This is a genomic window from Stutzerimonas stutzeri (assembly GCF_024448985.1).
GTDB classification, from domain to species: Bacteria; Pseudomonadota; Gammaproteobacteria; order Pseudomonadales; family Pseudomonadaceae; genus Stutzerimonas; species Stutzerimonas stutzeri_AP.
This window is the reverse complement of the sequence record NZ_JAMOII010000001.1, coordinates 42,107-62,508: the sequence shown is the minus strand read 5'-3', so window position 1 is coordinate 62,508 and position 20,402 is coordinate 42,107. Positions and strand designations below refer to the sequence as shown.

Annotated in this window: 21 protein-coding genes and 3 pseudogenes; 14 read left to right on the top strand and 10 right to left on the bottom strand. The window is 62.8% G+C overall.

Annotation, left to right across the window (positions count from 1 at the left end):
- The first annotated feature begins 22 nt into the window (after positions 1 to 22).
- Positions 23 to 226, top strand: a complete 204-nt coding sequence (locus NA647_RS00325; RefSeq protein WP_256055894.1) for a hypothetical protein — start codon at positions 23 to 25, stop codon at positions 224 to 226.
- 110 nt (positions 227 to 336) lie between these two features.
- Positions 337 to 549, top strand: a complete 213-nt coding sequence (locus tag NA647_RS00320) for a hypothetical protein (RefSeq protein WP_256055893.1) — start codon at positions 337 to 339, stop codon at positions 547 to 549.
- 12 nt (positions 550 to 561) lie between these two features.
- Here the strand turns inward: NA647_RS00320 and mdtD are convergent, their stop codons facing one another.
- Positions 562 to 1,971, bottom strand: coding sequence for a multidrug transporter subunit MdtD (gene mdtD, locus NA647_RS00315; protein WP_256055892.1), 1,410 nt, complete (start codon positions 1,969 to 1,971; stop codon positions 562 to 564).
- Positions 1,972 to 2,280: 309 nt separating this feature from the next.
- Between mdtD and NA647_RS00310 the strand changes: the two genes are divergently transcribed.
- The 6 genes and pseudogenes from NA647_RS00310 to NA647_RS00285 all read left to right on the top strand — a co-directional run.
- Positions 2,281 to 2,814 carry an iron transporter gene (locus NA647_RS00310; RefSeq protein ID WP_256055891.1) on the top strand — a complete coding sequence of 178 codons (534 nt, stop codon included), beginning with the start codon at positions 2,281 to 2,283 and terminating at the stop codon, positions 2,812 to 2,814.
- 14 nt (positions 2,815 to 2,828) lie between these two features.
- Positions 2,829 to 3,161 carry a cupredoxin domain-containing protein gene (locus NA647_RS00305; protein ID WP_256055890.1) on the top strand — a complete coding sequence of 111 codons (333 nt, stop codon included), beginning with the start codon at positions 2,829 to 2,831 and terminating at the stop codon, positions 3,159 to 3,161.
- Positions 3,162 to 3,235: 74 nt separating this feature from the next.
- Positions 3,236 to 4,093, top strand: a complete 858-nt coding sequence (locus NA647_RS00300) for an FTR1 family iron permease (RefSeq protein WP_256055889.1) — start codon at positions 3,236 to 3,238, stop codon at positions 4,091 to 4,093.
- The gene (locus NA647_RS00295) at positions 4,090 to 5,466 is read left to right on the top strand and encodes a 4Fe-4S binding protein (protein ID WP_256055888.1); all 1,377 of its coding nucleotides are present in this window, start codon (positions 4,090 to 4,092) and stop codon (positions 5,464 to 5,466) included. The genes NA647_RS00300 and NA647_RS00295 overlap by 4 nt, the downstream gene beginning before the upstream one ends.
- Positions 5,467 to 5,598: 132 nt before the next feature.
- Positions 5,599 to 5,826, top strand: a pseudogene (locus NA647_RS00290) (isocitrate lyase/phosphoenolpyruvate mutase family protein); the annotation flags it as partial.
- Positions 5,827 to 5,838: 12 nt separating this feature from the next.
- Positions 5,839 to 6,122, top strand: a pseudogene (locus tag NA647_RS00285) (hypothetical protein); the annotation flags it as partial.
- 367 nt (positions 6,123 to 6,489) lie between these two features.
- Here the strand turns inward: NA647_RS00285 and NA647_RS00280 are convergent.
- The 3 genes and pseudogenes from NA647_RS00280 to NA647_RS00270 form a co-directional block, all read right to left on the bottom strand.
- Positions 6,490 to 7,185, bottom strand: a complete 696-nt coding sequence (locus NA647_RS00280) for an anaerobic ribonucleoside-triphosphate reductase activating protein (protein ID WP_256055887.1) — start codon at positions 7,183 to 7,185, stop codon at positions 6,490 to 6,492.
- Positions 7,186 to 7,187: 2 nt separating this feature from the next.
- Positions 7,188 to 7,379, bottom strand: a pseudogene (nrdD, locus tag NA647_RS00275) (anaerobic ribonucleoside-triphosphate reductase); the annotation flags it as partial.
- Positions 7,380 to 7,464: 85 nt separating this feature from the next.
- Positions 7,465 to 9,477, bottom strand: coding sequence for a ribonucleoside triphosphate reductase (locus tag NA647_RS00270; RefSeq protein WP_256056292.1), 2,013 nt, complete (start codon positions 9,475 to 9,477; stop codon positions 7,465 to 7,467).
- 236 nt (positions 9,478 to 9,713) lie between these two features.
- On the opposite strand from NA647_RS00270, the gene NA647_RS00265 reads away from it, so the two are divergent.
- Together NA647_RS00265 and NA647_RS00260 are read left to right on the top strand one after the other, a co-directional pair.
- Positions 9,714 to 10,391: a Crp/Fnr family transcriptional regulator gene (locus NA647_RS00265; RefSeq protein ID WP_256055886.1), complete on the top strand. Its 678-nt coding sequence runs from the start codon at positions 9,714 to 9,716 to the stop codon at positions 10,389 to 10,391.
- A 95-nt stretch (positions 10,392 to 10,486) separates the two neighbouring features.
- Positions 10,487 to 10,882, top strand: coding sequence for a putative zinc-binding protein (locus tag NA647_RS00260; protein WP_256055885.1), 396 nt, complete (start codon positions 10,487 to 10,489; stop codon positions 10,880 to 10,882).
- A 127-nt stretch (positions 10,883 to 11,009) separates the two neighbouring features.
- On the opposite strand, the gene ubiT is transcribed toward NA647_RS00260, so the two are convergent.
- The 5 genes from ubiT to norR all read right to left on the bottom strand — a co-directional run bounded on the left by ubiT (position 11,010) and on the right by norR (position 15,800).
- Positions 11,010 to 11,504, bottom strand: a complete 495-nt coding sequence (ubiT, locus tag NA647_RS00255) for a ubiquinone anaerobic biosynthesis accessory factor UbiT (RefSeq protein ID WP_256055884.1) — start codon at positions 11,502 to 11,504, stop codon at positions 11,010 to 11,012.
- A complete protein-coding gene (locus NA647_RS00250) occupies positions 11,498 to 12,388 on the bottom strand; it encodes a U32 family peptidase (RefSeq protein WP_256055883.1) in 891 nt (296 codons plus the stop codon). Before NA647_RS00250 ends, ubiT begins: the two co-directional genes overlap by 7 nt.
- A 14-nt stretch (positions 12,389 to 12,402) precedes the next feature.
- The gene (ubiU, locus tag NA647_RS00245; RefSeq protein WP_256055882.1) at positions 12,403 to 13,398 is read right to left on the bottom strand and encodes a ubiquinone anaerobic biosynthesis protein UbiU; all 996 of its coding nucleotides are present in this window, start codon (positions 13,396 to 13,398) and stop codon (positions 12,403 to 12,405) included.
- Between the two features lie 558 nt (positions 13,399 to 13,956).
- A complete protein-coding gene (locus tag NA647_RS00240; RefSeq protein ID WP_256049200.1) occupies positions 13,957 to 14,166 on the bottom strand; it encodes a DNA sulfur modification protein DndB in 210 nt (69 codons plus the stop codon).
- A gap of 104 nt (positions 14,167 to 14,270) precedes the next feature.
- On the bottom strand, positions 14,271 to 15,800 hold the full coding sequence (norR, locus tag NA647_RS00235; RefSeq protein WP_256055881.1) for a nitric oxide reductase transcriptional regulator NorR: 1,530 nt from the start codon (positions 15,798 to 15,800) through the stop codon (positions 14,271 to 14,273).
- A gap of 158 nt (positions 15,801 to 15,958) precedes the next feature.
- Between norR and ytfE the strand changes: the two genes are divergently transcribed.
- The 4 genes from ytfE to NA647_RS00215 all read left to right on the top strand — a co-directional run bounded on the left by ytfE (position 15,959) and on the right by NA647_RS00215 (position 18,324).
- Entirely contained in the window at positions 15,959 to 16,630 is a 672-nt protein-coding gene (ytfE, locus tag NA647_RS00230) for an iron-sulfur cluster repair protein YtfE (protein WP_256055880.1), read from the top strand.
- A gap of 19 nt (positions 16,631 to 16,649) precedes the next feature.
- On the top strand, positions 16,650 to 17,165 hold the full coding sequence (locus NA647_RS00225; RefSeq protein WP_256055879.1) for a DnrO protein: 516 nt from the start codon (positions 16,650 to 16,652) through the stop codon (positions 17,163 to 17,165).
- 163 nt (positions 17,166 to 17,328) lie between these two features.
- Positions 17,329 to 18,012 carry a Crp/Fnr family transcriptional regulator gene (locus tag NA647_RS00220; RefSeq protein ID WP_256055878.1) on the top strand — a complete coding sequence of 228 codons (684 nt, stop codon included), beginning with the start codon at positions 17,329 to 17,331 and terminating at the stop codon, positions 18,010 to 18,012.
- Between the two features lie 120 nt (positions 18,013 to 18,132).
- Positions 18,133 to 18,324 (top strand): DnrP protein, encoded by a 192-nt coding sequence (locus tag NA647_RS00215; protein WP_256049298.1) that lies wholly within the window; start codon positions 18,133 to 18,135, stop codon positions 18,322 to 18,324.
- A 213-nt stretch (positions 18,325 to 18,537) separates the two neighbouring features.
- Here NA647_RS00215 and NA647_RS00210 read toward each other — a convergent pair whose 3' ends face one another.
- Entirely contained in the window at positions 18,538 to 20,382 is a 1,845-nt protein-coding gene (locus tag NA647_RS00210; protein WP_256055877.1) for a nitric oxide reductase activation protein NorD, read from the bottom strand.
- Between the last annotated feature and the right edge of the window lie 20 nt (positions 20,383 to 20,402).

Sequence of the window (20,402 nt, the reverse complement as noted above, 5' to 3'; positions counted from 1 at the left end):
GGGCGCGACCAGCATGCCATGCGTGCTCGGACTGACTACCGCACGTCTAGTGCAGAAGTCGACCAATGAGCTGCTCGGCTCCGAAGAAGAGGCGTTGAACGACAAGCCCGAGCGCGAAACCGAGGCGCCGCCGGCCTGGTCCGGCGAGGCGTCGAGACATGAGTCCGTTCAATGGCTCTGGCTGCTCATCAGCAAGGCTGTGACACATCAACCGTTCAGCGGATGACAACAGGAAGGCGATGAGTGGGCGCTGTGGTTAAGCCGTTAGCTGTCAGAATGACATCACCGCTGCAATGGCGCAGCCACTGTCCCGAATCGAGCGCGAGCCTGTTGATCATGTCTGCTGAAAAACTCTATACGATCGTCCTGGAACACAGCCTGGAGGTCCTTCTCGAGGCCGCCACGATGGATCAGGTCGAAGCGTTCTGGGATGCCAATGACACCCGTTACTTCGGCCTGCGCATGGAGGATGAAGATTGCTATCACGCGCGGGTGATCGTGACGGATGAGATGCCGGAGGAAGAGGAAGCCGATCTGTGCATTGGTTGATCTGACCCTCCGTCATTCATCATCAATGAGTCGGGCGGCCATGACCCGCTTGCTGTCTAGCTGAGAGAACAGCGATGCAGCCAGCATCGACATCGCACCGATGCACAGAAAAGTCAGATGAAATGCCCGCAGCACGGCCTCCCCATCGGCTCCGGGCACGGTGAAGCCGCCCAGCAGCGCACCCGCCGAAGCGACACCCAGGCTCATCGACAACTGCACCACCACCGATAGCAGGCTGTTGCCGCTGCTGGCGTTCTGGTTGCTCAACCCGACCAGGGTCACGGTGTTCATGGCGGTGAACTGCATGGAGTTGACCATGCCGATTAGGCTCAGGTGCAGCAAGAGAAGAACCATCGGGGTGTTCGTATCGATCGTCGCGAGGCTGGCAATCAGCGAGCCTAGCAGCAGGGTATTGCCGATCAAGATGCGTCGATAGCCGAGACGGTCTATCAGCGGCTTGGCCAAGGGTTTGATGAGCATGGCACCGAGCGCCAATGGGATCATGAGCATGCCCGCCTGCGCCGGCGAATAACCCAACGCCACCTGCAGCAACAACGGCAGCATGAAAGGCAAGGCCCCACTCCCCAAACGCGCGAACAGGTTGCCGAAAATGCCGACGGCAAAGCTTCGGACGCGAAACAGTGCCGGGCTGAACAGCGGCTTATCGACATGCCCGGCGCGCAACCAGTACGCGGTCAGGCAGGCCGTGCCGATTACCATGAGCAGCAGGACGCGCGCGTGCGGCATGTGCATATCGCCGAGCCCTTCGAGCGCGATGGTGATCAGCACCATTGCGCTACCGAACAGCAGGAAGCCGAAGGTATCGAAGCGTATTCGCTCGTCGCTCTTCAGATCGGGCATGAAGCGAAACGCGGCTATGCAGCCGATCAGGCCGACCGGCAGGTTGATCAGGAATATCCAGTGCCACGAGGCATATTCCACTAGCCAGCCGCCAAGGGTCGGGCCCATCAACGGACCGACCATGCCCGGCAGGGCGATGAACGTCATGACGCGCACGAACTCGCTGCGTGGATAGGCACGCAACACGACCAGCCGCCCGACCGGCAACATCAACGCGCCGCCAACGGCCTGCACCACACGCGACATCACCAACTGGTTGAAGCTCACGCTCATCGCGCAAAGCAACGAGCCAAGCGTGAACAACAGGATCGCCGAGAAAAATATCCGCCGGCTGCCGAAGCGATCCGCCAACCAGCCCGACGCCGGTATCAACAGCGCCACAGTGAGCATGTAGGCGATGACCACGCCTTGCATGCGCAGCGGGTCCTCGGCGAGGTCGCGCGCCATGGCCGGCAACGCGGTGTTGAGGATGGTGCCGTCGAGGGTCTGCATGAAAAACGCGATGGCGACCAGCCAAGGCAGTACTCGGGCGGTTCGGGCGTCCAGCACAACGGTTTGCATAGGCTCCCCTGACTCGAAAAGCACATGGTAGGCCGCGCCTCGGAGAGCACGTAGAAATTTTTCGAGCGCGAGCTCAGCGGCCAGCGCGAAGCATTGAATGTCGGCCCGCATTGGGTGTGACAACTCAACGCAGCGGGATGCTGCTAGCCCACGTCACCTGCGCGCTTGAGCCTTCCGAACAGCGTGACGGTAGCGAAACCGGCCTATACGTAACAAATCATTTCGTTCAAAATTGACGCGAATCATTATCGTTAACCGCCGCAAATGCGAACCTTGGACTGTCATCCAAACGCCCTTTCCGGAGGCTACATGCGTATTTCCGTTACCCTCGCCATCGCATCGCTGGTGCTGACTCCCCTCGCCCAAGCCAAGGAATACCCCATCGGTGAACCGCAGCAATGCGGCGGCATGGAAGTCGGCGCGGTGTACCTGCAGCCGGTGGAAATGGAGCCGACCGGCATGATGCGCGCCACAGCCGAATCCGACGTCCATTTGGAAGCCGACATTGCCGCCACCGAAGACAATCGCAACGGCTGGCAGGAAGGCAGCTTCGTGCCCTACCTGAACATCAAATACTCACTGAGCAAGAAAGGCTCAGACGAGAAGATCGAAGGCGACTTCCACGCGATGGTTGCCAACGACGGTCCGCATTACGGCGACAACGTCAAGCTGATGGGACCCGGTAAGTACCAGCTGACCTTCACCATCCTGCCGCCGGGCGGCGGTCACGCCGTGTTCGGCCGCCACGTCGACAAGGAAACCGGCGTCGCGCCCTGGTTCGAACGCTGCGAGCTGAACTACGAGTTCACCTACGCAGGCATCGGTAAGAAAGGCGGCTATTGAGCCGGAGGCCAGCCATGCGACGCGTCCTGTTCCACCTGCTGCCCCTGTTCGTCGTCGGCTTTGCCGGCGGCGCCCAGGCCGGCTTGCCTACCTACGAGCTGACCATCCGCGACGGCCATTTCGAGCCGGTAACTCTCGAGGTGCCGGCCCGGCAACGCTTCAAAATCGTCATCAACAACGCCGGCAGCGGCCCCACCGAATTCGAGAGCACACCGCTGCGAGTGGAAAAGGTCCTCTCGTCCGGCGTCACTTCGTTCGTCGTGATACACCCTCTGAAACCGGGCCGTTACCCCTTCTTCGACGAGTTCCACATGGATCTTCCCGAAGGGGAAATCATCGCCAAGTAGTCCCTGTGGTCTGTAGGCGGCAGTCTCGATAGCGAAACCGAACCGCCTCCAGGCCACCCAACAGGAGAAGCGCCATGGGCCAATCCATGTTCATCGTCTGGCGCGAAAGCGTCGAGGCCCTGTTAGTCATCGGCATTCTGCATGCCTGGCTGAGCCAGCAACCGGATAACCGCCACGCGTTGCGCATGCTCTGGGGTGGCGTGGCCGCCGGGCTTGGCCTGGCGACACTCCTGGCTTGGGGCATTCTCAGCGCTGGCGACTGGCTGGCCGGCCCAGCGGGCGAATGGTTCCAGTGCGCCATGCTGCTGGCGGCCAGCCTGCTGATCCTGCAGATGGTCGGCTGGATGCACCACCACGGGCGCGACCTCAAGCGCAGCCTGATCGAAGGCGCCAGCGCACACCTGACCCAGGGCAGCGGCGTCGGCCTGCTGGTGCTGGCGATGCTCGCCGTGGCCCGCGAGGGTAGCGAGACGGTGGTGTTCCTCTATGGCATCGGCCATCAGCAGCAAGGTACGGACCTGATGAGCTTCGTCATCGGCGGCGTGCTCGGTTTCGTCCTGGCGCTTCTCAGCTACGCCGCGCTGCAAGCCGGCAGCCGGCTGTTTTCCTGGAAGCGTTTCTTCAAGGTCAGCGAAGCCCTGTTGTTGCTGCTCGGTGCGGCCCTGCTCATGGCCGGGCTCGACCGTTTCAGCGGTCAGCTGATGGGCATGGAAGTGCCGGAAGTGCTCTATACAGTTTTCGGCGATCCGCTGTGGGACACCTCCGCCCTGCTCGATGACGGCGGCACTCTGGGTAGCACCGTTGCGGGACTCACAGGCTACCGCGCCATGCCGTCGCTGGCCGCCGTGGTGCTGATGGGGTTATACTGGCTGGCGGTCTGGGCCTGGTTGCGACCGAAACCGGAGGCTCGTCTGGAGGCTCGCACCGCATGATCACCAACGCTCCCTGGCTGGCGCGCATCGGCGATCTGCTGCGCCAGCATGCCAAGGCCATCCGACTGATCCAGTGGCTGGTGGTCGGTTTTTATCTTGTCCTACTGTTGGTGCCTGCCGTTCTTTCGCTGCCGCCTTCGGAGGCGCGCATGCTCGACAACATTACGGTGTTCGCCCAGTTCCTGTTCTGGGGGCTGTGGTGGCCCTTCGTGCTGCTGTCGATGGTGTTTTTCGGCCGCCTCTGGTGCGGCGTGCTTTGCCCGGAGGGCTCGCTCAGCGAATGGATCAGCTGGCGCGGGTTGAACAAGCGCACCCCGCAATGGATTCGCTGGAGCGGCTGGCCGACCATCGCCTTCGTGCTGACGACCGTCTACGGTCAGCTGATCAGCGTTTATGACTATGGCCGAGCCGCAGCACTGATTCTCGGCGGCTCAACGGTCGCGGCGATGCTGGTCGGTTTTCTTTATGGCCGCGGCAAGCGCGTCTGGTGCAAGCATCTATGCCCGGTGAGCGGCGTGTTCAACCTGCTGGCGCGTCTCGCACCGGTCCACTACAAGGTCGACGAAGAGCGCTGGCAGGCCAATCAGGGGCCGCGGCTGGCCACGCCTAACTGCGCCCCGCTGATCGACATCCGCCGCATGCGGGGCAACAGCGAATGCCATGCCTGCGGCCGTTGCAGCGGCCAGCGTGGCGCTGTCGCCCTCGCCGCTCGATCGCCCAACGAGGAAATCCTTATCGTCGGCAACCAGGCGCAGAACGGGCACTGGGATAGCACGCTGCTGCTGTTCGGTATGATCGGACTGGCGATGGGCGCCTTCCAGTGGACAGTCAGCCCTTGGTTCATCACGCTCAAGCAGGCCGCCGCCGAATGGCTGGTCGATCGCGACATCTTCTGGCCGCTCGAAGCCAACGCGCCCTGGTGGCTGCTGACGCACTATCCGCAGGCCAATGATGCCTTCAGCTGGCTCGATGGCGCGGCGATCCTGACTTATATCGGCGCCAGCTCGCTGGTGATCGGCGGTGCACTCTGGTTGCTGCTGCGCGGCGCGGTACGGCTGATGAAGCGGGGCGACAACCTATTCCACCATCTGGCGCTGACATTGACGCCGCTCGGCGGCGCCGGGCTGTTTCTCGGCCTGTCGGCGACCACCATCAAACTGCTTCGCTACGAAGGCTTCATCCTCGCCTGGGCGCAGCCAACTCGCGCACTGCTTCTGGCCGGTGCCATTGCCTGGAGTCTGTACCTGGCCTGGAACGTCATCAGCCGCCACGGCGCCAACGGCCTGCGCCGCCTGACCGCCTTTGCCTGCGTGAGCCTGGGCACCGCGGTCGTCGGCTATGGCTGGTATCTGCAGTTCTGGGGCTGGAGCTGAGCTCGGCGCGGGCCTGTGCGCCCTGGCATAGAGGGGTGGGCTGAAACGGAACGCCGCCCAACCCACCCTACTTTGCGGCTACGTGCTCACCTGTAGGGTGGGCTTCAGCCCACCGATACCGCAACGGTCTCCGTCAACATACTGATTGGTTGGAATAGTGAACTAACGGTGAGCGAGCTATCGGAACTGGGCGTCAGACGAATCAGCGTTGGCGGAGCTTTGGCACGCGCGGCATGGAATGGCTTTCATAACGCAGCTCAGGCTCTGGCAAATGGCCGGTTCGATGCTTTTCCAGACTCACCAACGGCCGCGGCACTCAATCAGATTTTCCTTGGTGCTGCTCCGACGGATACACGATGACGTCCGAATGCCATCGTCGGCGAGCGGCCGCAACAGGATCGTTGGGACAGTACGCTGTTGTTCAGCATGATCGGGCTGACGATGGGCGCTTCCAGTGGACGGTCAGCTCCTGGTTCATTTCGCTCAAGCAGACCGACGCCGAATGGCTGGTCGATCGCAACATCTTCTGGCCGCTCGAACAGGTGATCAGCCGTCACGGCGCCCACGGCCTGCGCCGACTGCTCGTCTTTGCCTGTGTGGGCCTGGGCACTGCTGTTGGCTACGGCTGGTACCTGCAGTTCTGGGGCTGGAGCTGAGAGACGAGCCGGCCTGTAGCCATTATTTGGTGGGCTGAAACGGAACGCCGCCCGGCCCACCCTACACTGCGGAAGCCCACCTGCTCGTAGGGTGCGCTCCCGGGCATCTCGTACAAGATTCTTGGTGCGCGGAGCGCACCCTGCGGGCTACGGCTGGCATCTGCAATTTGGGGCAGCCTGTCTTTGCAGGCCTGACATGGTGGAAGCAGAACGCCACCGCCCCCATCGCCGCTGCGCCATCGCCGTAGGGTGGGCCGGGCGGCGTTCCGTTTCAGCCCACCGATGCCTTGCGCTCCGCCAACAAGCTTGTACGAGGTGGCGGTGCGCGAAGCGCACCCTACGCGTCATACACCGATAAGGCGCCTGCTCAACCGCGCAATACGAATGATGGAAACAGCTTGCCCAGGCGCTCCCATAGACGCAGCTGATCATGGGGTGCGCGGCTGTCAGGCAGGCTCTCGTCGAGCATCCGTGCGGTGCGCACGCATTGCACGGCGAAACGATCGACGCCCAGCGCCCTCAAGCGTTGGGCCATGTCCAGCAGGCGCTCGGCATCGAACAGGTGCCAATGCACCGTGGTACGGCATTCATGGGCGACCTCACTTTCCAACAGGTGCTCAAGACTTTTCCAGTTGGCTGCGCCACTGCCTTCGACACCCGTGATCATCGGGCCGTGTTCGGGCAGCGCCTTGATATCGAAGCCTACCCAATCCACCAGCGGCAACACCTGACGGAACAGCTTCGGCTTGATACCGGCACTATGCAGGCCGACCTTGAATCCCAGCGCGCGCACCTGATCGATGGCATCCGGCAGCGCCAATTGCAGGGTAGGCTCGCCGCCGCTGAAGACCACCGCTTCGAGCAGTCCGACACGTTGTTCGAGAAACCCCAGCACATCATCCCAGCGGTGTTCCTCGGCGCCGCAGGTCGGGATCAGCTGCGGGTTGTGGCAGTAACGGCAGCGCCAGCCGCAGCCCTGGCAGAACAGCACGCAGGCCAGGTGATCGGGAAAATCCAGAGTGGTCAGGGGGACCAGCCCCCCAATCCGTAGCGCAGCACCCATAGCTAACGCGCCAACCCAGCCGCCTGCTCAGTGAAATGAGTGCGCTCGCGATGCTCGGACTGCTTGCCGGGATTGAACGCGGCAACCGGGCGGTGATAGCCCATGACACGGGTCCAGACTTCACAGCGCTGGCGTTGGGCTTCGGGCAGTTGAGTTGCTTTCATATATCGCTCCTTGAGTAACGGATGGGTGAAACATTCGTAGCAGCGCGCTCGCTCGCGAGCCGCGAGGTGCGCCTATTTCGCGGACAAGGACTCGGCGTCCCCCCGCTCCTACAAGTCAAGTCGGGCAGGCGCAGCTGGTCTGTTTGGCCAGCAGCGCCTCATCGCATTTCGGGCAGAACTCATGCTCCCCGCTCAGGTAGCCGTGCACCGGACAGATCGAGAAGGTCGGGGTGATCGTCAGGTAAGGCAGACGAAAACGTCCGAGCGCCTTGCGCACCAGGTTCTTGCAGGCCTGGGCCGACGAAATCTGTTCGGCCATGTACAGGTGCAGCACGGTGCCGCCGGTGTACTTGGTCTGCAGTTCGTCCTGCAGTTGCAGCGCCTCGAACGGGTCGTCGGTAAAGCCCACCGGCAGCTGCGAGGAGTTGGTGTAATACGGCGCCTCGGCCGTGCCCGCCTGCAGGATGTCCGGGAAGCGCTTGCGGTCTTCCTTGGCGAAGCGGTAGGTCGTGCCTTCGGCCGGCGTCGCCTCCAGGTTGTAGAGGTGGCCGGTTTCCTCCTGGAAGCGCACCAGCACCGCCCGCACATGGTCCAGCAGCTCGATGGCCAGAGCACGACCGGCCGGCGTTTGCAGGCCTTCGGCGTCCTCGGTGAAGTTGCGCACCATCTCGTGCAGGCCGTTCACGCCGATGGTGGAAAAGTGATTGCGCAACGTGCCCAGGTACCGCTTGGTGTAGGGGTAGAGCCCTGCATCCATGTGATGCTGGATGACCTTGCGCTTGACCTCGAGACTTTCCTTGGCCATCTCAAGCAGCGCATCGAGGTGCTCGTACAACCCGCGGCGGTCACCCTGATGCAGGTAGCCCAGGCGCGCGCAGTTGATGGTCACCACCCCCAGCGAGCCGGTCTGCTCGGCGGACCCGAACAGCCCGCCGCCACGCTTGAGCAGCTCGCGCACGTCCAGCTGCAAGCGACAGCACATGGAACGCACCTGGTTGGGCTGCATGTCCGAATTAAGGAAGTTCTGGAAATACGGCAGGCCGTAGCGTGCCGTCACCTCGAACAGGCGGTCGGCGTTTTCGCTATCCCAGGGAAAGTCGTGGGTGATGTTGTAGGTCGGGATCGGGAAGGTGAACACCCGACCCAGGCCGTCACCGGCCTGCATGACTTCTATATAGGCGCGGTTGATCAGCTCCATCTCAGCCTGCAGATCGCCATAGGCGAAGGGCATCTCCTCGCCGCCGATGTAAGGGACCTGCTCGCGCAAATCCTCCGGGCAGACCCAGTCGAAGGTCAGGTTGGTGAAGGGCGTCTGCGTGCCCCAGCGCGACGGCACGTTGAGGTTGTAGATGAACTCCTGGATCGCCTGGCGGATCTCGCCATAGCTCAGGTTGTCCTTGCGCACGAAAGGCGCCAAATAGGTATCGAAGGAGCTGAACGCCTGGGCGCCGGCCCACTCGTTCTGCAGCGTGCCTAGGAAATTGACCATCTGCCCCAGCGCGCTGGAGAGATGCCTCGGCGGCCCGGCCTCGACCCGCCCGGGAATGCCATTGAAACCCTCGTTGAGCAGCGAACGCAGCGACCAACCGGCGCAGTAGCCGGCGAGCATGTCGAGGTCATGGATATGCAGGTCGCCCTCGCGATGCGCAGTGCCGATCTCGGCGCTGTAGACCTCGTCCAGCCAGTAATTGGCAGTGACCTTGCCGGATACGTTGAGAATCAGCCCGCCCAGCGAATAGCCCTGGTTGGCGTTGGCCCGCACGCGCCAGTCCTCACGCGACAGGTACTCGTTCATCGAGGAGGCGACATCGACGATGGCCTTGCGGTCGCGACGCAGCCGGTCATGACGCTCGCGATAGACGATATAGGCGCGCGCCGTTGCGTAATACCCAGCCTCCATCAGCACCCGCTCGACGGCATCCTGCGCCTGCTCCACTTCGACCACGCGTTGCGGCAACCGCGTCAGCACCTGCGCAGCCAGCGTCTGGGCAACGGCCGAATCGAACTCACCGGTAGCGAGGCCCGCCGCCTCGATTGCTGCGCCGATCTTGTCCAGTTCGAACGCCACCAGCCGTCCGTCACGCTTGCGTAGCGAGACGGGTCGCCCCCTCTTCTCAACCCCAGGCATCATGCCTCCAACACCATATGTAGTAAAAAAAACAACCAAGAACACAAGATGATGAAAATGTAGAGAATTGAGGCTGGAAGCGAATTGACCATCGTCAATTCGCCTCAGTGTTTTTTCAAAAGGGACGACGGTTCGGTCCTCGGGCGGGGATCTTGTCCGTGATCAAGGAAGCGGCATGACCCAGGCTCATAGGATGCAATCTCGAACATTCCCGGACTCGTACCGGCGGAGGAACCATGCTCAGCGAAACATCACTTGTTGCGGAGCTTCGCCGCCACCACTTGTTCAGCCGCCTGCCGGAGGCGGCTCTGCAGGAGGTTTGTGCATCGGCCAATCTCAAGCGACTGTCGGCCGGCGCCTCGCTGTTTCACCAGGGCGACAAGGCCGAGCGTTTCTATTTCCTGTTCAGCGGCCAGGTGAAGCTGCATCGCGTGGTCTGCGACGGCCAGGAAAAGCTGGTGGAAGTGATCCGCGGCGGTGAATCCTTCGCCGAAGCGCTGCTGTTCACCGGCACGCCGAACTACCCGGTCAGTGCCACGGCGCTCAAGGCCAGCCTCGTCGCCAGCCTGCACGGCCAGCATTACCGGCGGATGCTCGAAGAGCACCCGAGCATCTGTCTCGACATCCTCGCCACCCTGAGCATCCGCCTGCACCAGCGCATGAACGAGATCGACACCCTGACGTTGGCCAACGCCAGCCACCGCGTAGTGCGCTTTCTCTACCAGTCGCAAGAGGACGACAGCGGCGTGGTCACCCTCGACGTACCCAAGCGTCTGATCGCGTCCAAGCTGGGCATCCAGCCGGAGACCTTTTCGCGCATCCTGCACCGCTTGATCGAGTCGGGAATGATCAGCGTGCAACGTCGGCGCATCGAGATCCTCAACAGCCAGGGCCTGGCCGCCTACCAGGAGTGACCTGTGGCCGATCGCCTCAGGTCTTGATGATCGTCAAATGCGCTGGCCACCCCAGCCGGGATACTGCCGATCGCCCTACAGAACTGGAGAACGCGATGTCGACGCCCCTACTCCCGCTGGTCTATTCCTGCTCGGGTTGCTCCAACGTGGCACAGCTGGCCAATACCCTCGCGGTGCGTCTCGATCGCGCCGGGCTGGCGGAGATGTCCTGCATTGCCGGTGTCGGTGGACGGGTCAGTTCGCTGGTCAACAAGGCCAACTCAGGCCGGCCGATTCTGGCTATCGACGGCTGCCCGCTGCATTGCGCACGCGCCTGTCTGGCGCAGCACGACGTGATCGCCGACGTGCACATCACCCTCAGCAGCTACGGCCTGCGCAAGCGCTATCGTGAAGACTGCTCCGAGGCGGAAGCCGATGCGCTGTTCGAGGACATACGCAGCATCATCGCCAGCGACCGCATGAAGCCGCGGCCGCGGCTGTATTCGGTCTAGCAGAACTCATTCGGCCATCACAAAGTCCACGGCCGAATAAATTCGGCCCTACGAGCTTGAGCGCTCCAGAAGCTCCACAGCACTTTCGACGGCCCCGTCCTTCCCGTAGGGCCGAACTTGTCGGCATTCACAAAACCTGCGGCCGAATGAATTCGGCACTACGAGCTTGAGCGCCGGCCCCTTGCAGGAATTTCCAAAGCCAGGGCGGCAGCAGATCCGGGTCCAGGCTGTCGATCAGATTCTTGATCGCTAGCCCCAGCTCGGTGTCGCCCTCGATCACCAGCCGACGACGGAAGAACAGCGTGTCCGGATCTTCCTGACGGCTAGCCAGCAGCAAAAACTCCCGCCAGTTGCCGCGGATAGTGACCTGAACCGGCGCCTGTTCGGCGATGCGCAGCCTCCGCCGGTCGCAGCTCAGACACCAGGCCAGCTTGAGGTCGACGACCTCCAGGCGCATCCAGCGACCCTCCAATGCCTCGAAGGCGTCATCGGCCAGCGGCTCGGCAAACAGCTGGTTGAGACTGCGTTCCAGCGCGATCCGTTGCAGCATGAACGGCGTCCGTGCTGCTAGCGGCAACAGGTGCTCACCCAGTTTCATCAGACGCGCGTGGGGCTTCAGCATAGACCGGCTTCCTCTGCGCGCAGCATGCCCGGCTGGCCATGCCAGTAGCCGTTGCAACCTTCGACCGCCAGCGGCGGCAGGCCACCCTTACGCACCGCATCGAAGGCCGCGATGACCTCAGTCATGCCCGATGCGCGCGGGCTCAGACGCAACAGGTCGGCGCCGCTGTCGACCAGTGCCGGATAGTCCGCCAGTAAATTGCTGACCGACGCCGACATGGTCTGGATACCGTTGATGGTGAATAGCGCCTCGCCTTCCTGGCTCAGCAACGGAATACCTTCGGGGTAGTTCTGGCAGCAGAACTGGCAGTCATCCTTCGGCCGGTTTTCCGCGCGGGCGGTGAAGCAGCGCGCCGAGTAGGCCAGCGGTAGGTGGCCGTAAGCGAAGATTTCGATTTCCGGTATTGGCACCTCGAGCTGGGACAGCTGCGCCCGTGCATCCCTGATCATCGCGCCGGAGATTTCCACCGGCGGAACCCAGCGCTGCATGCCGCTCCTGACCAGTTCGGCCAGGGCATGGCCGTTATAGAGATTCAATGCCGGACCGCCGACGAAAGGCAGGCCCTTTTCGGACAGGTAATGCACCGCGCCCAGGTCGTTGGCCTCCACCAGCAGCTCGCCGTTGTCGCAGAGCCGGCGCAAGCTGGACAGCTCGGACGCCGCCTCGACCAGCGTGAGACCGGACAGCACCAGTTGCGCCGTCGACTGCTGGGCTAGCTCGCGCGCCAGCCCGATCCAGTCATCCAGTCCCATATCACGGCGCTTGGAGCAGACGGTCTCGCCCAGATAGATGACATCCAGCGGCGCGCTGGCCATGTCGGCATAAAATTCCAGCGTGCGCTGGCGATCCCAGTAAAACAGCACGGGGCCGAGGCTGAGTTTCATGGTTGGCTCCTCGTTCATTGCCAGGCCCGGTGGTAGGCGCCGAGCGTCGTTTGCGAGCCCTCGGAGAGGCCATCGAGCACCTCGCGCCACCCAGGTTGGACGGCATAACGCTGGGGGGCCTGCAGGTAGGAGTCCAGCGCCGCGCGCCAGACCCGGGTGACCTGCTCGACATAAGCCGGGCTGCGCTGGCGGCCTTCGATCTTCATCGCAGTGACGCCGATGCTGGCGAGTTCGGGAATCAGGTCGAGGGTGTTCAGGCTGGTGGGCTCTTCCAGCGCATGGAAGCGCTCGCCATTGACCATGAAGCGGCCCTTGCACAGCGTCGGATAACCGGCCGATTCGCCTTCGGCGTAGCGATCGATCAGCACATTGTTCAGCCGCGAGGTCAAGCCTTCGGGCTCCTCGCTCCAGCGCACCGCCTTGGCTGGCGAGCAGACCCCGCACAGGTTCGGCGACTCGCCGGTGAGATACGAAGACAGATGACAACGGCCCTCGGCCATGATGCACAGGCTGCCAAAGGCGAAGACCTCGATCGGCACCGGGCTGCTGGCCGCGACCTGCTTGACCTGTTTGAGCGACAAAACCCGTGGCAATACGGCGCGCTTGATGTTGTAGCGCTGTTGATAGAAAGCCAGCGCCGCAGCGTTGGTTGCCGAGCCTTGAACGGACAGATGCAGATTGAGCTGCGGATGACGCGTGGCGGCATAGCCCAGCACACCGGGGTCGGCAGCGATCAGCGCGTCGACACCCAGATCGGCAGCCTGATCCACCGCACGCTGCCAGCGCGACCAGCCGTCCGGCTGGGCATAGGTATTGACGGCGACGTAGAGCTGTCGGCGCTTCTCGCGGATCAGCTGTAAGCCCTTGTCGAGCTGCTTCTCATCCAGATTGAGACCGGCGAAATGGCGGGCATTGGTGTCGTCTCGAAAACCGACATAGATGGCATCGGCGCCCTGCTGGACGGCGGCCTTCAGCGCGGGCAGACTTCCTGCCGGGCAGACCAGGTGCATGGCAACTCCTAGACATTCGAATACATGCGCGCCGTGCCAGTGGCTATGGCGCCCGCCCTGGGAGGACGGAAAGCCGGCAGTCTAGGTAGCCGACCGGAGGTCAGCATTGATGAAGGTCAAGGTGGCCGCGGCGCGGCAGTACGGATGATTCATCGGCATGTGCTTTGTAGGGCGGAATTCATTCCGACTTGGCACCGCTGGTGGGCTGAAGCCCACCCTACAAGGCAGTGGCTCGAAGTCTGCGCTGTTCCTGACCCGTAGGGTGGGCCGGGCGGCGCTCCGTTTCAGCCCACCAAACAGGTGTGTCGACCGGCTGTCTAGTACACATGTACACGGCTTGCGCGTGGCATACCAAATCGCAGGGCGGGTGAAACCGCTAGATTCAAGGGACTTCAACTCTGCTCGGCGGATTGCACCCGCCTACGGCTGACCGGTAGGAGCGAGCTTGCTCGCGAACCGGAACTCAAGGGCTTCGCGAGCATGCCCGTTCCTACATCCGGGCGACGCGGGTGTGACAGGGCGCACATATGCAAGTGCACAGTTCAGCCTCGTGCTTCGCTAGATCCCCTCGTCGCCCTCGAATTCTTCGGTGGCGCGCGCCACCATTTGTCGCCAGGCGCCGGACTCATCGGCCAGCAACTGCATGGCCTTGAGGCTGGCTTCGAAGGCGGCGCGGTAGTGCTGAGGGTCGTTTTCGCTGGCCGCGCGATCAGCATGCACCCGTACTTCCGACAGCAACGCTTCGAACGCTTCTTGATCCAGAGCCATGTCGTGTCCTCGTCTCGTTGAGTGATGGGTGGTAGACCCTTGTGATGGCTCACCCATTCACACCAAGCGACACACGGCTTTCAAATGTCTTCAGTCCCCTGCGCTTACTTCAGTTTCAGCCGCCTTGCCAGCTTGTGCAGGTTGCTGGAATCCACTTCGAGCAGCCGTGCTGCCTTCGCCCAGTTCTCACCACTGGCTTCCAGCGCGCGAACGATGGCTTGGCGCTGGGCGTTATCGACGGCTTCGCGAAGCGAGACGATTTCGGCTTCGGTCGGTAACGGCTGGGTATCGGCGACCGGCACGAGCGAGGCGGACTGCGTGCTGTCCAGGTCGAGTAGGTCGGGCTCCAGCGTGAGAATTTCGCTGCGCGAAGCCCCACGACTGAGTAGCCGCAGCGCCGCGCGACTGATCACGTGTTCCAGTTCGCGCACGTTGCCTGGCCAGGCATAGCCCAGCAAGGCGCGTTCCGCAGCGGGAGACAGACGCATGCTGCGCAGGCCCAACCGGGCGCGGTTCAGTTCGAGGAAATAACCGGCCAGTATCAGCACATCGTTGCCGCGCTCACGCAGCGGCGGGATCGGCGCTGGATAGACCGACAGGCGATGATAGAGATCGGCGCGAAAGTGCCCGTCACGCACGCTCTCGCGCAGGTTACGGTTGGTTGCGGCGATGATCCGCACGTCGACCTGACGCGGCTTGTCCGCGCCGAGTCTCTGAATCTCGCCGTTCTGCAGGGTGCGCAACAGCTTGGCCTGAACGACCAGCGGCAGCTCGCCCACTTCGTCGAGCAACAGGGTGCCGCCGTTGGCTGCGTCGAAACGGCCAGGCCGATCGGTAGTCGCGCCGGAGAACGCGCCTTTGACATGACCGAACAGCTCGCTTTCAGCCAACGATTCGGGCAATGCGGCGCAATTGACCAGCACCAGCGGCTTGTTCCGACGCCGCGAATGGCGATGCAGCCAGCGGGCGAACAGCTCTTTACCGACGCCGGTCTCGCCCAGCAGCAGCACCGGCAGCTCGGAGTCGGCGACCACTTCCAGCTCGCGCAGCAGGTCGGCGATCACTTGGCTCTGCCCTAGAATTTCGCCATCGCCCGGCACCTGCGTAGTTTCCAGCACATCGCTGCGGGACAGGCGCAGACCGCGATTTTCATGTTCCAGCCGGGTGATGCGGATCGCCGCCTCGATCACCAGCGCATAGCGCTGCAGGTCGCGTCGCGCATCGTCATCGAAGGTGCCGGCGTGCAGCGCATCGAGGGTCAGCGCACCCCACAGCTTGCCCTCAATGAACAGACTGACACCCATGCAGTCGTGCACTGGCAAGGGCTCGCCGACGTGCTCGTCGAGCAGGCCGTCGTAGGGATCGGGCAAACGACTGTCGGGCTCGAACCAAGCGGGCTCGCGCTGCGAAAGAATGGCGGCGAGCCGCGGATGCTGGGCCACGACGAAGCGTCGGCCAAGCGCTTCCTGCACCAGCCCCACCGCCGCCAACGGGCGCAACGTGTCTTCGTCCAGGCGCAGCAGCACCACCGCACCACAGCGAAAACGCTCATGCAGCGTATGCACCAGCCGTTGCAGGCGAACTGCATTCGGCAATTCGGTAACGAGGTCGGCAAGCAGCGCTTCTTCCATCATGGTTACAAATACCCTCAAGGTTTTTTAAACCCTAAACCGCTCAGGTCAATTTCACCAGGGCGATTTTTTTCAAACCAGAAATCAACGAGTTGCGTCATGGCACAAGGCTTGCGCTAGTTCCGTCAACCTAACCCAGCCAACCCACACGGAACATTGCCATGACCACCGCGCTTACCGAGCAAACCCTGGGCAGCCTGGCCTGCCTCATTCCTGGCGCCACACGCGTGTTTCGCCAGTACAAGCTGGATTTCTGCTGCGGTGGCAACACCCCGCTACGCGATGCAGCCCAGCAGCGCAGCCTCGATGCAGAGGCCATCGCAGACGAACTCGCCGCGCTGCAGAGCACTCCGACGGACGAACCGGATTGGCGGAGCGAGCCGGCCGACACTCTCATCGATCATCTTCTCGAACGCTTTCATGAACGCCATCGCGAACAGTTCCCCGAATTGATCCGCCTGGCCAGCCGCGTCGAGCAGGTGCATGGCAACAAGGCGGACTGCCCGACCGGTCTCGCCGAGCACCTGTGGACCATGCAACAGGAACTCGAAAGCCACATGCTCAAGGAAGAGCAGATCCTCTTCCCGATGCTGCGACGCAATATCCAGCTGCCGCAGACCCAGGGCCCGATCGCCGTGATGCGCTACGAGCACGATCAGCACGGTGCCGCACTAGAGCGCCTGGCCGAGCTGACCCACGACATCACCCCGCCGGCGAACGCCTGCAACACCTGGCGCGCGCTCTATCGGGGACTGGAAGAGCTGCGCAACGACCTGATGCAGCACATCCATCTGGAAAACAACATCCTGTTCACCAACGCAGCGGCGCACTGAGTCAGGCATCGGAGGCGATATGAAAGCAGTTATCCAACCTTTGGCATGGGGCGTGGCCATGGCGTCCATGCTGGCATTGGCCAGCGGCGTGGCACTCGATCTGGTCGTGGACAGCGCACAAGCCGCTGCCCCTCACAATCACGACCATGACAGGCACTTAGCAGCAGCACCGTCCATCAACGATCAGAAATGGCCGACCGACGCCGCCTTGCGCAAAGGCATGACGCAACTGCGTGACGCGGCGGAGGGCGTATTGCCGGACGGCTCGGCACGACCGATCGATGCACAGGCGGCGAAGCAGCTGCAGACCGCGGTCGAAGACAACGTCTCGTTTCTGATCGCCAACTGCGAGCTGTCCGAGCAAGCCGATGCCGCGCTGCATGGCCTGCTGGCCGATTTGCTCAAGGGCGCCAAGGCGCTGGCCGAAACTGCTGAGAAGGAACAGGGCGCGCAGCTCGTTCTGGCTACGCTGCAACGCTACCCCGACGTGTTCGCCGCGCCGCATTGGAGCGAATCGGCAACAGCCGATCATTGAAACGATCCACGATGCAGCGCCAGCGCCGTACGACCTGAACACTGGCCTGCATCAATACTCGAGCCATGCGGCTGCGCTAGGCTCAGTACCGAATCAGCGCCGCGTTACCGCCTCAAGCAGGCAGGTTGCGGATGGCCAATTATTAGAAAACAGGATGTCTTGCATGGTGCTTCATCGCGTACACAACCAGATTCTCCGTAGCCACCATCTGTTCGAACCGCTAAACGACGAACAAATGGACGAACTGATGAGCGCCAGCCAACTGCTCAATCTCGACAAGGGCGACAACCTCTTTCATCAGGGCGAACCGGCTCACTCGTTCTACTTCGTGATTTCCGGCGCGATCAAGATCTACCGCCTGACCCCGGACGGTCAGGAAAAGGTTTTCGAGGTGATAGGCAATCGCCAGACCTTTGCCGAAGCGATGATGCTTATGGATACGCCCAACTACGTCGCCTCGGCCCAGGCCGTTTGTCCGAGCCAGGTCTATCGGTTCTCCAACACGGCCTACATGCGCCTGCTGGAAGCGAACCAAAAGCTGTCCTTCGCCCTGCTCGGCAAGCTGAGCGTGCGGCTGCACCAGCGCATCAACGAGATCGAAACGCTGTCGCTGAAGAACGCCACCCACCGCGTGGTGCGCTACCTGATGACCCAGCTGGCGCGATTGAAGGGCGACGGCAACAGCTTCGAGCTGCCGATGGCCAAGCAACTGATCGCCGGCCACCTGTCGATCCAGCCGGAGACCTTTTCGCGGATCATCCGCCGCCTGATCGACGAAGGGATCATCACCCAGGACGGCCGGCAGATCACCATTCTCGACCCCCAGCGCCTCGAACAATTCGAGTGATCGGAGCTGCGCCCCGTGCCCGTCCGGCTGGGCCAGCGGTTTATCCGGCGGTTGATTGCGGTCAACCTCAATCGACCGCCACGCGTGGCAAGCTGGACCCGACGTAACGAGGACGCCGCCATGCCCCTGTGCCTGTACTGCCAGCAACCCAACCCACCGAAAGAAGCCGAGTGCAGCCACTGCGGCATGCCCCTCCCCGCGCACGCCGATACCGCCGGCGAGCGCCGCCAACGCAAGTTCTTCTGGTTCTGTATTGGGCTCACCGTCTTCTGCGCGGCAATGATCGTCTGGCTGCCGCGAAATCTTTTCTAGCGGGGAAGCGGGAATGGTGGGCTGAAGCGGAGCGCCGCCCGGTGAACAGGCTGGTGGGCTGAAGCCCACCCTACGAGACTACGGGATTACTCTGCACGATCCGGTAGGGTGGGCTTCAGCCCACCAAGCCCACCAAGCCCGGCAACACCGGGCCGAAGCGGAACACCACGGCTCTCAAAGCCGCCATCCAGCTTTTAATTCCAACTTGCCCCTTCACCCCTTCGTCAACTGCTTGTACAGCTGCGGCAGGCGGAACGGCAGTTGTTGCGGTTCCTTGATCAGGGTGTAGCCGTTGGCGCCGAACATGTACGGCAAGTAATCGCCAGCTTCCTGGTCGATGGTGATGCAGAACGGCACCAGGCCCTGGCGCCGGGCTTCGAGTACCGCTTGGCGCGTATCTTCGACGCCATAGCGACCCTCATACAAATCCAGGTCGTTGGGCTTGCCGTCGGTAACCAGCAACAGCAGCTTGCGCCGTTGCTTGCAATTGCCGAGCAGCTCGGTGGCCTGGCGAATCGCCGCGCCCATGCGCGTGTAATAGCCGGGCTTGAGCGCCTGGATACGCCCGCGGGTGTCGTCGCCGTAGCGTTGTTTGAAGCTCTTGAGTTCTTGCATGCGCACCTGCTGCCTGCGCAGCGAGGAGAAGCCGTACAGCGCGAACTCATCGCCGACCGCCGAGAGCGCCTCGCCGAACAGCAGCAGGCTGTCGGTGATGACGTCGATCACCTTGTGCTCGTCATCCAGGTGCGCATCGGTAGACATCGACAGATCCGCCAGCAGCAGACAGGCCAGGTCACGACGGTTCTGCCGCTGCTCCATGAACAACCCGCGCTCAGCGCACTGGCCATGCTGACGCTCGACGTGGAAATCCAGCCACGCCTGCATGTCCAGCTCGGAGCCTTGCGGCTGGCCGCGCAGCCATTGACGGTCATTGCGCAGATTCTCGAATTGCCGGCGCAGCTTGCGCGCCAGCGGGCTCAGCCGCAGCGGCAGGCCCCTGGGCTCCGAGCCGCGCGGCAGCATCATCTGCAGGCTGACGAAATCATTCTGCAGGCGCTGCTTGCGATAGTCCCACTCCGGCAATTTGATGCCATCGCCCAGTGGAATGTCGTCCACGTCCGACGGCGGCAGATCGAGGTGCAGCTTGAGGCCACCACCCTTGCGCATGCGCTGGCGCGACATGGCGATTTCATCGAGATCCTCGGCGACGCGCGAGGCGTCCTCGTTTTCGCTGTCATCGCCCTGGCGATCCAGCTCGACGTGCTCGGACCAGCTGAACAGATTCTCCAGGCGAAACAGCATCAGGCCGCCCTTGCCGGTGGTTTCTTCGACCCGCTTGGCGCGTTTGCGCATGCCTTTCTGCTCGGTAGGCGGTGCCTGAAGAGTGTTGTCCTGGTCTTCCTCGCCCAGCTCGGTGGCTTGCGGCACGCCGAGGTTTTCGGCCGGGTACAGCCACATCGGCAGCGGCCAGGGCGCCACTTCGCTGCGGGGAAACTGCTCGACACTACCTGGCTCGCGCAACGCCTGACACAGCGCGCGTTCCAGTGCGGCCTCGGCGCGCGGCAGCGTGGCCGGATCGGGACGCAGTTGAAGGTGTGCCTCGACCAGCCGCTCGTAGCGCGGCCGCATGGCGGGGAAGCGCTGGAGAATCGATTGGGCCCAGCGCTGGTTGTCACGCGCCCAGTGGCGCATCTCGCCCGCTTGCGCCGCGAGCAGCGCCAGCCAGCGATACAGATCCTGATTGAGTGAAACGTCCGGGTAGACCGCAAGGCGTTGCGGCAGACGCAGATTGCTTGCGTCGCACCAGGCGACCGGCAGTTGCTTGCAGGTGCCGGCGACCTGTTGCAGCAGGTCGCGGCGCAGCATCATGTCGCGGGCGTTGGCGGCTTCGACGCCGATACCGCTGGCGCCGCCCATGGCGCGGAACAGGACTGACAGGGGTCGCCGCATGCTTTCCAGCTCGACGCACGCCTCGGGAAAATCGGGACTGGCGCGGCGGGTGATGAAACGGTGCCAGACACTGCCAACCCACTCCTCGACTTCGATGGTAAAGGCCATTTGCGACTCCGTAGCGCAGT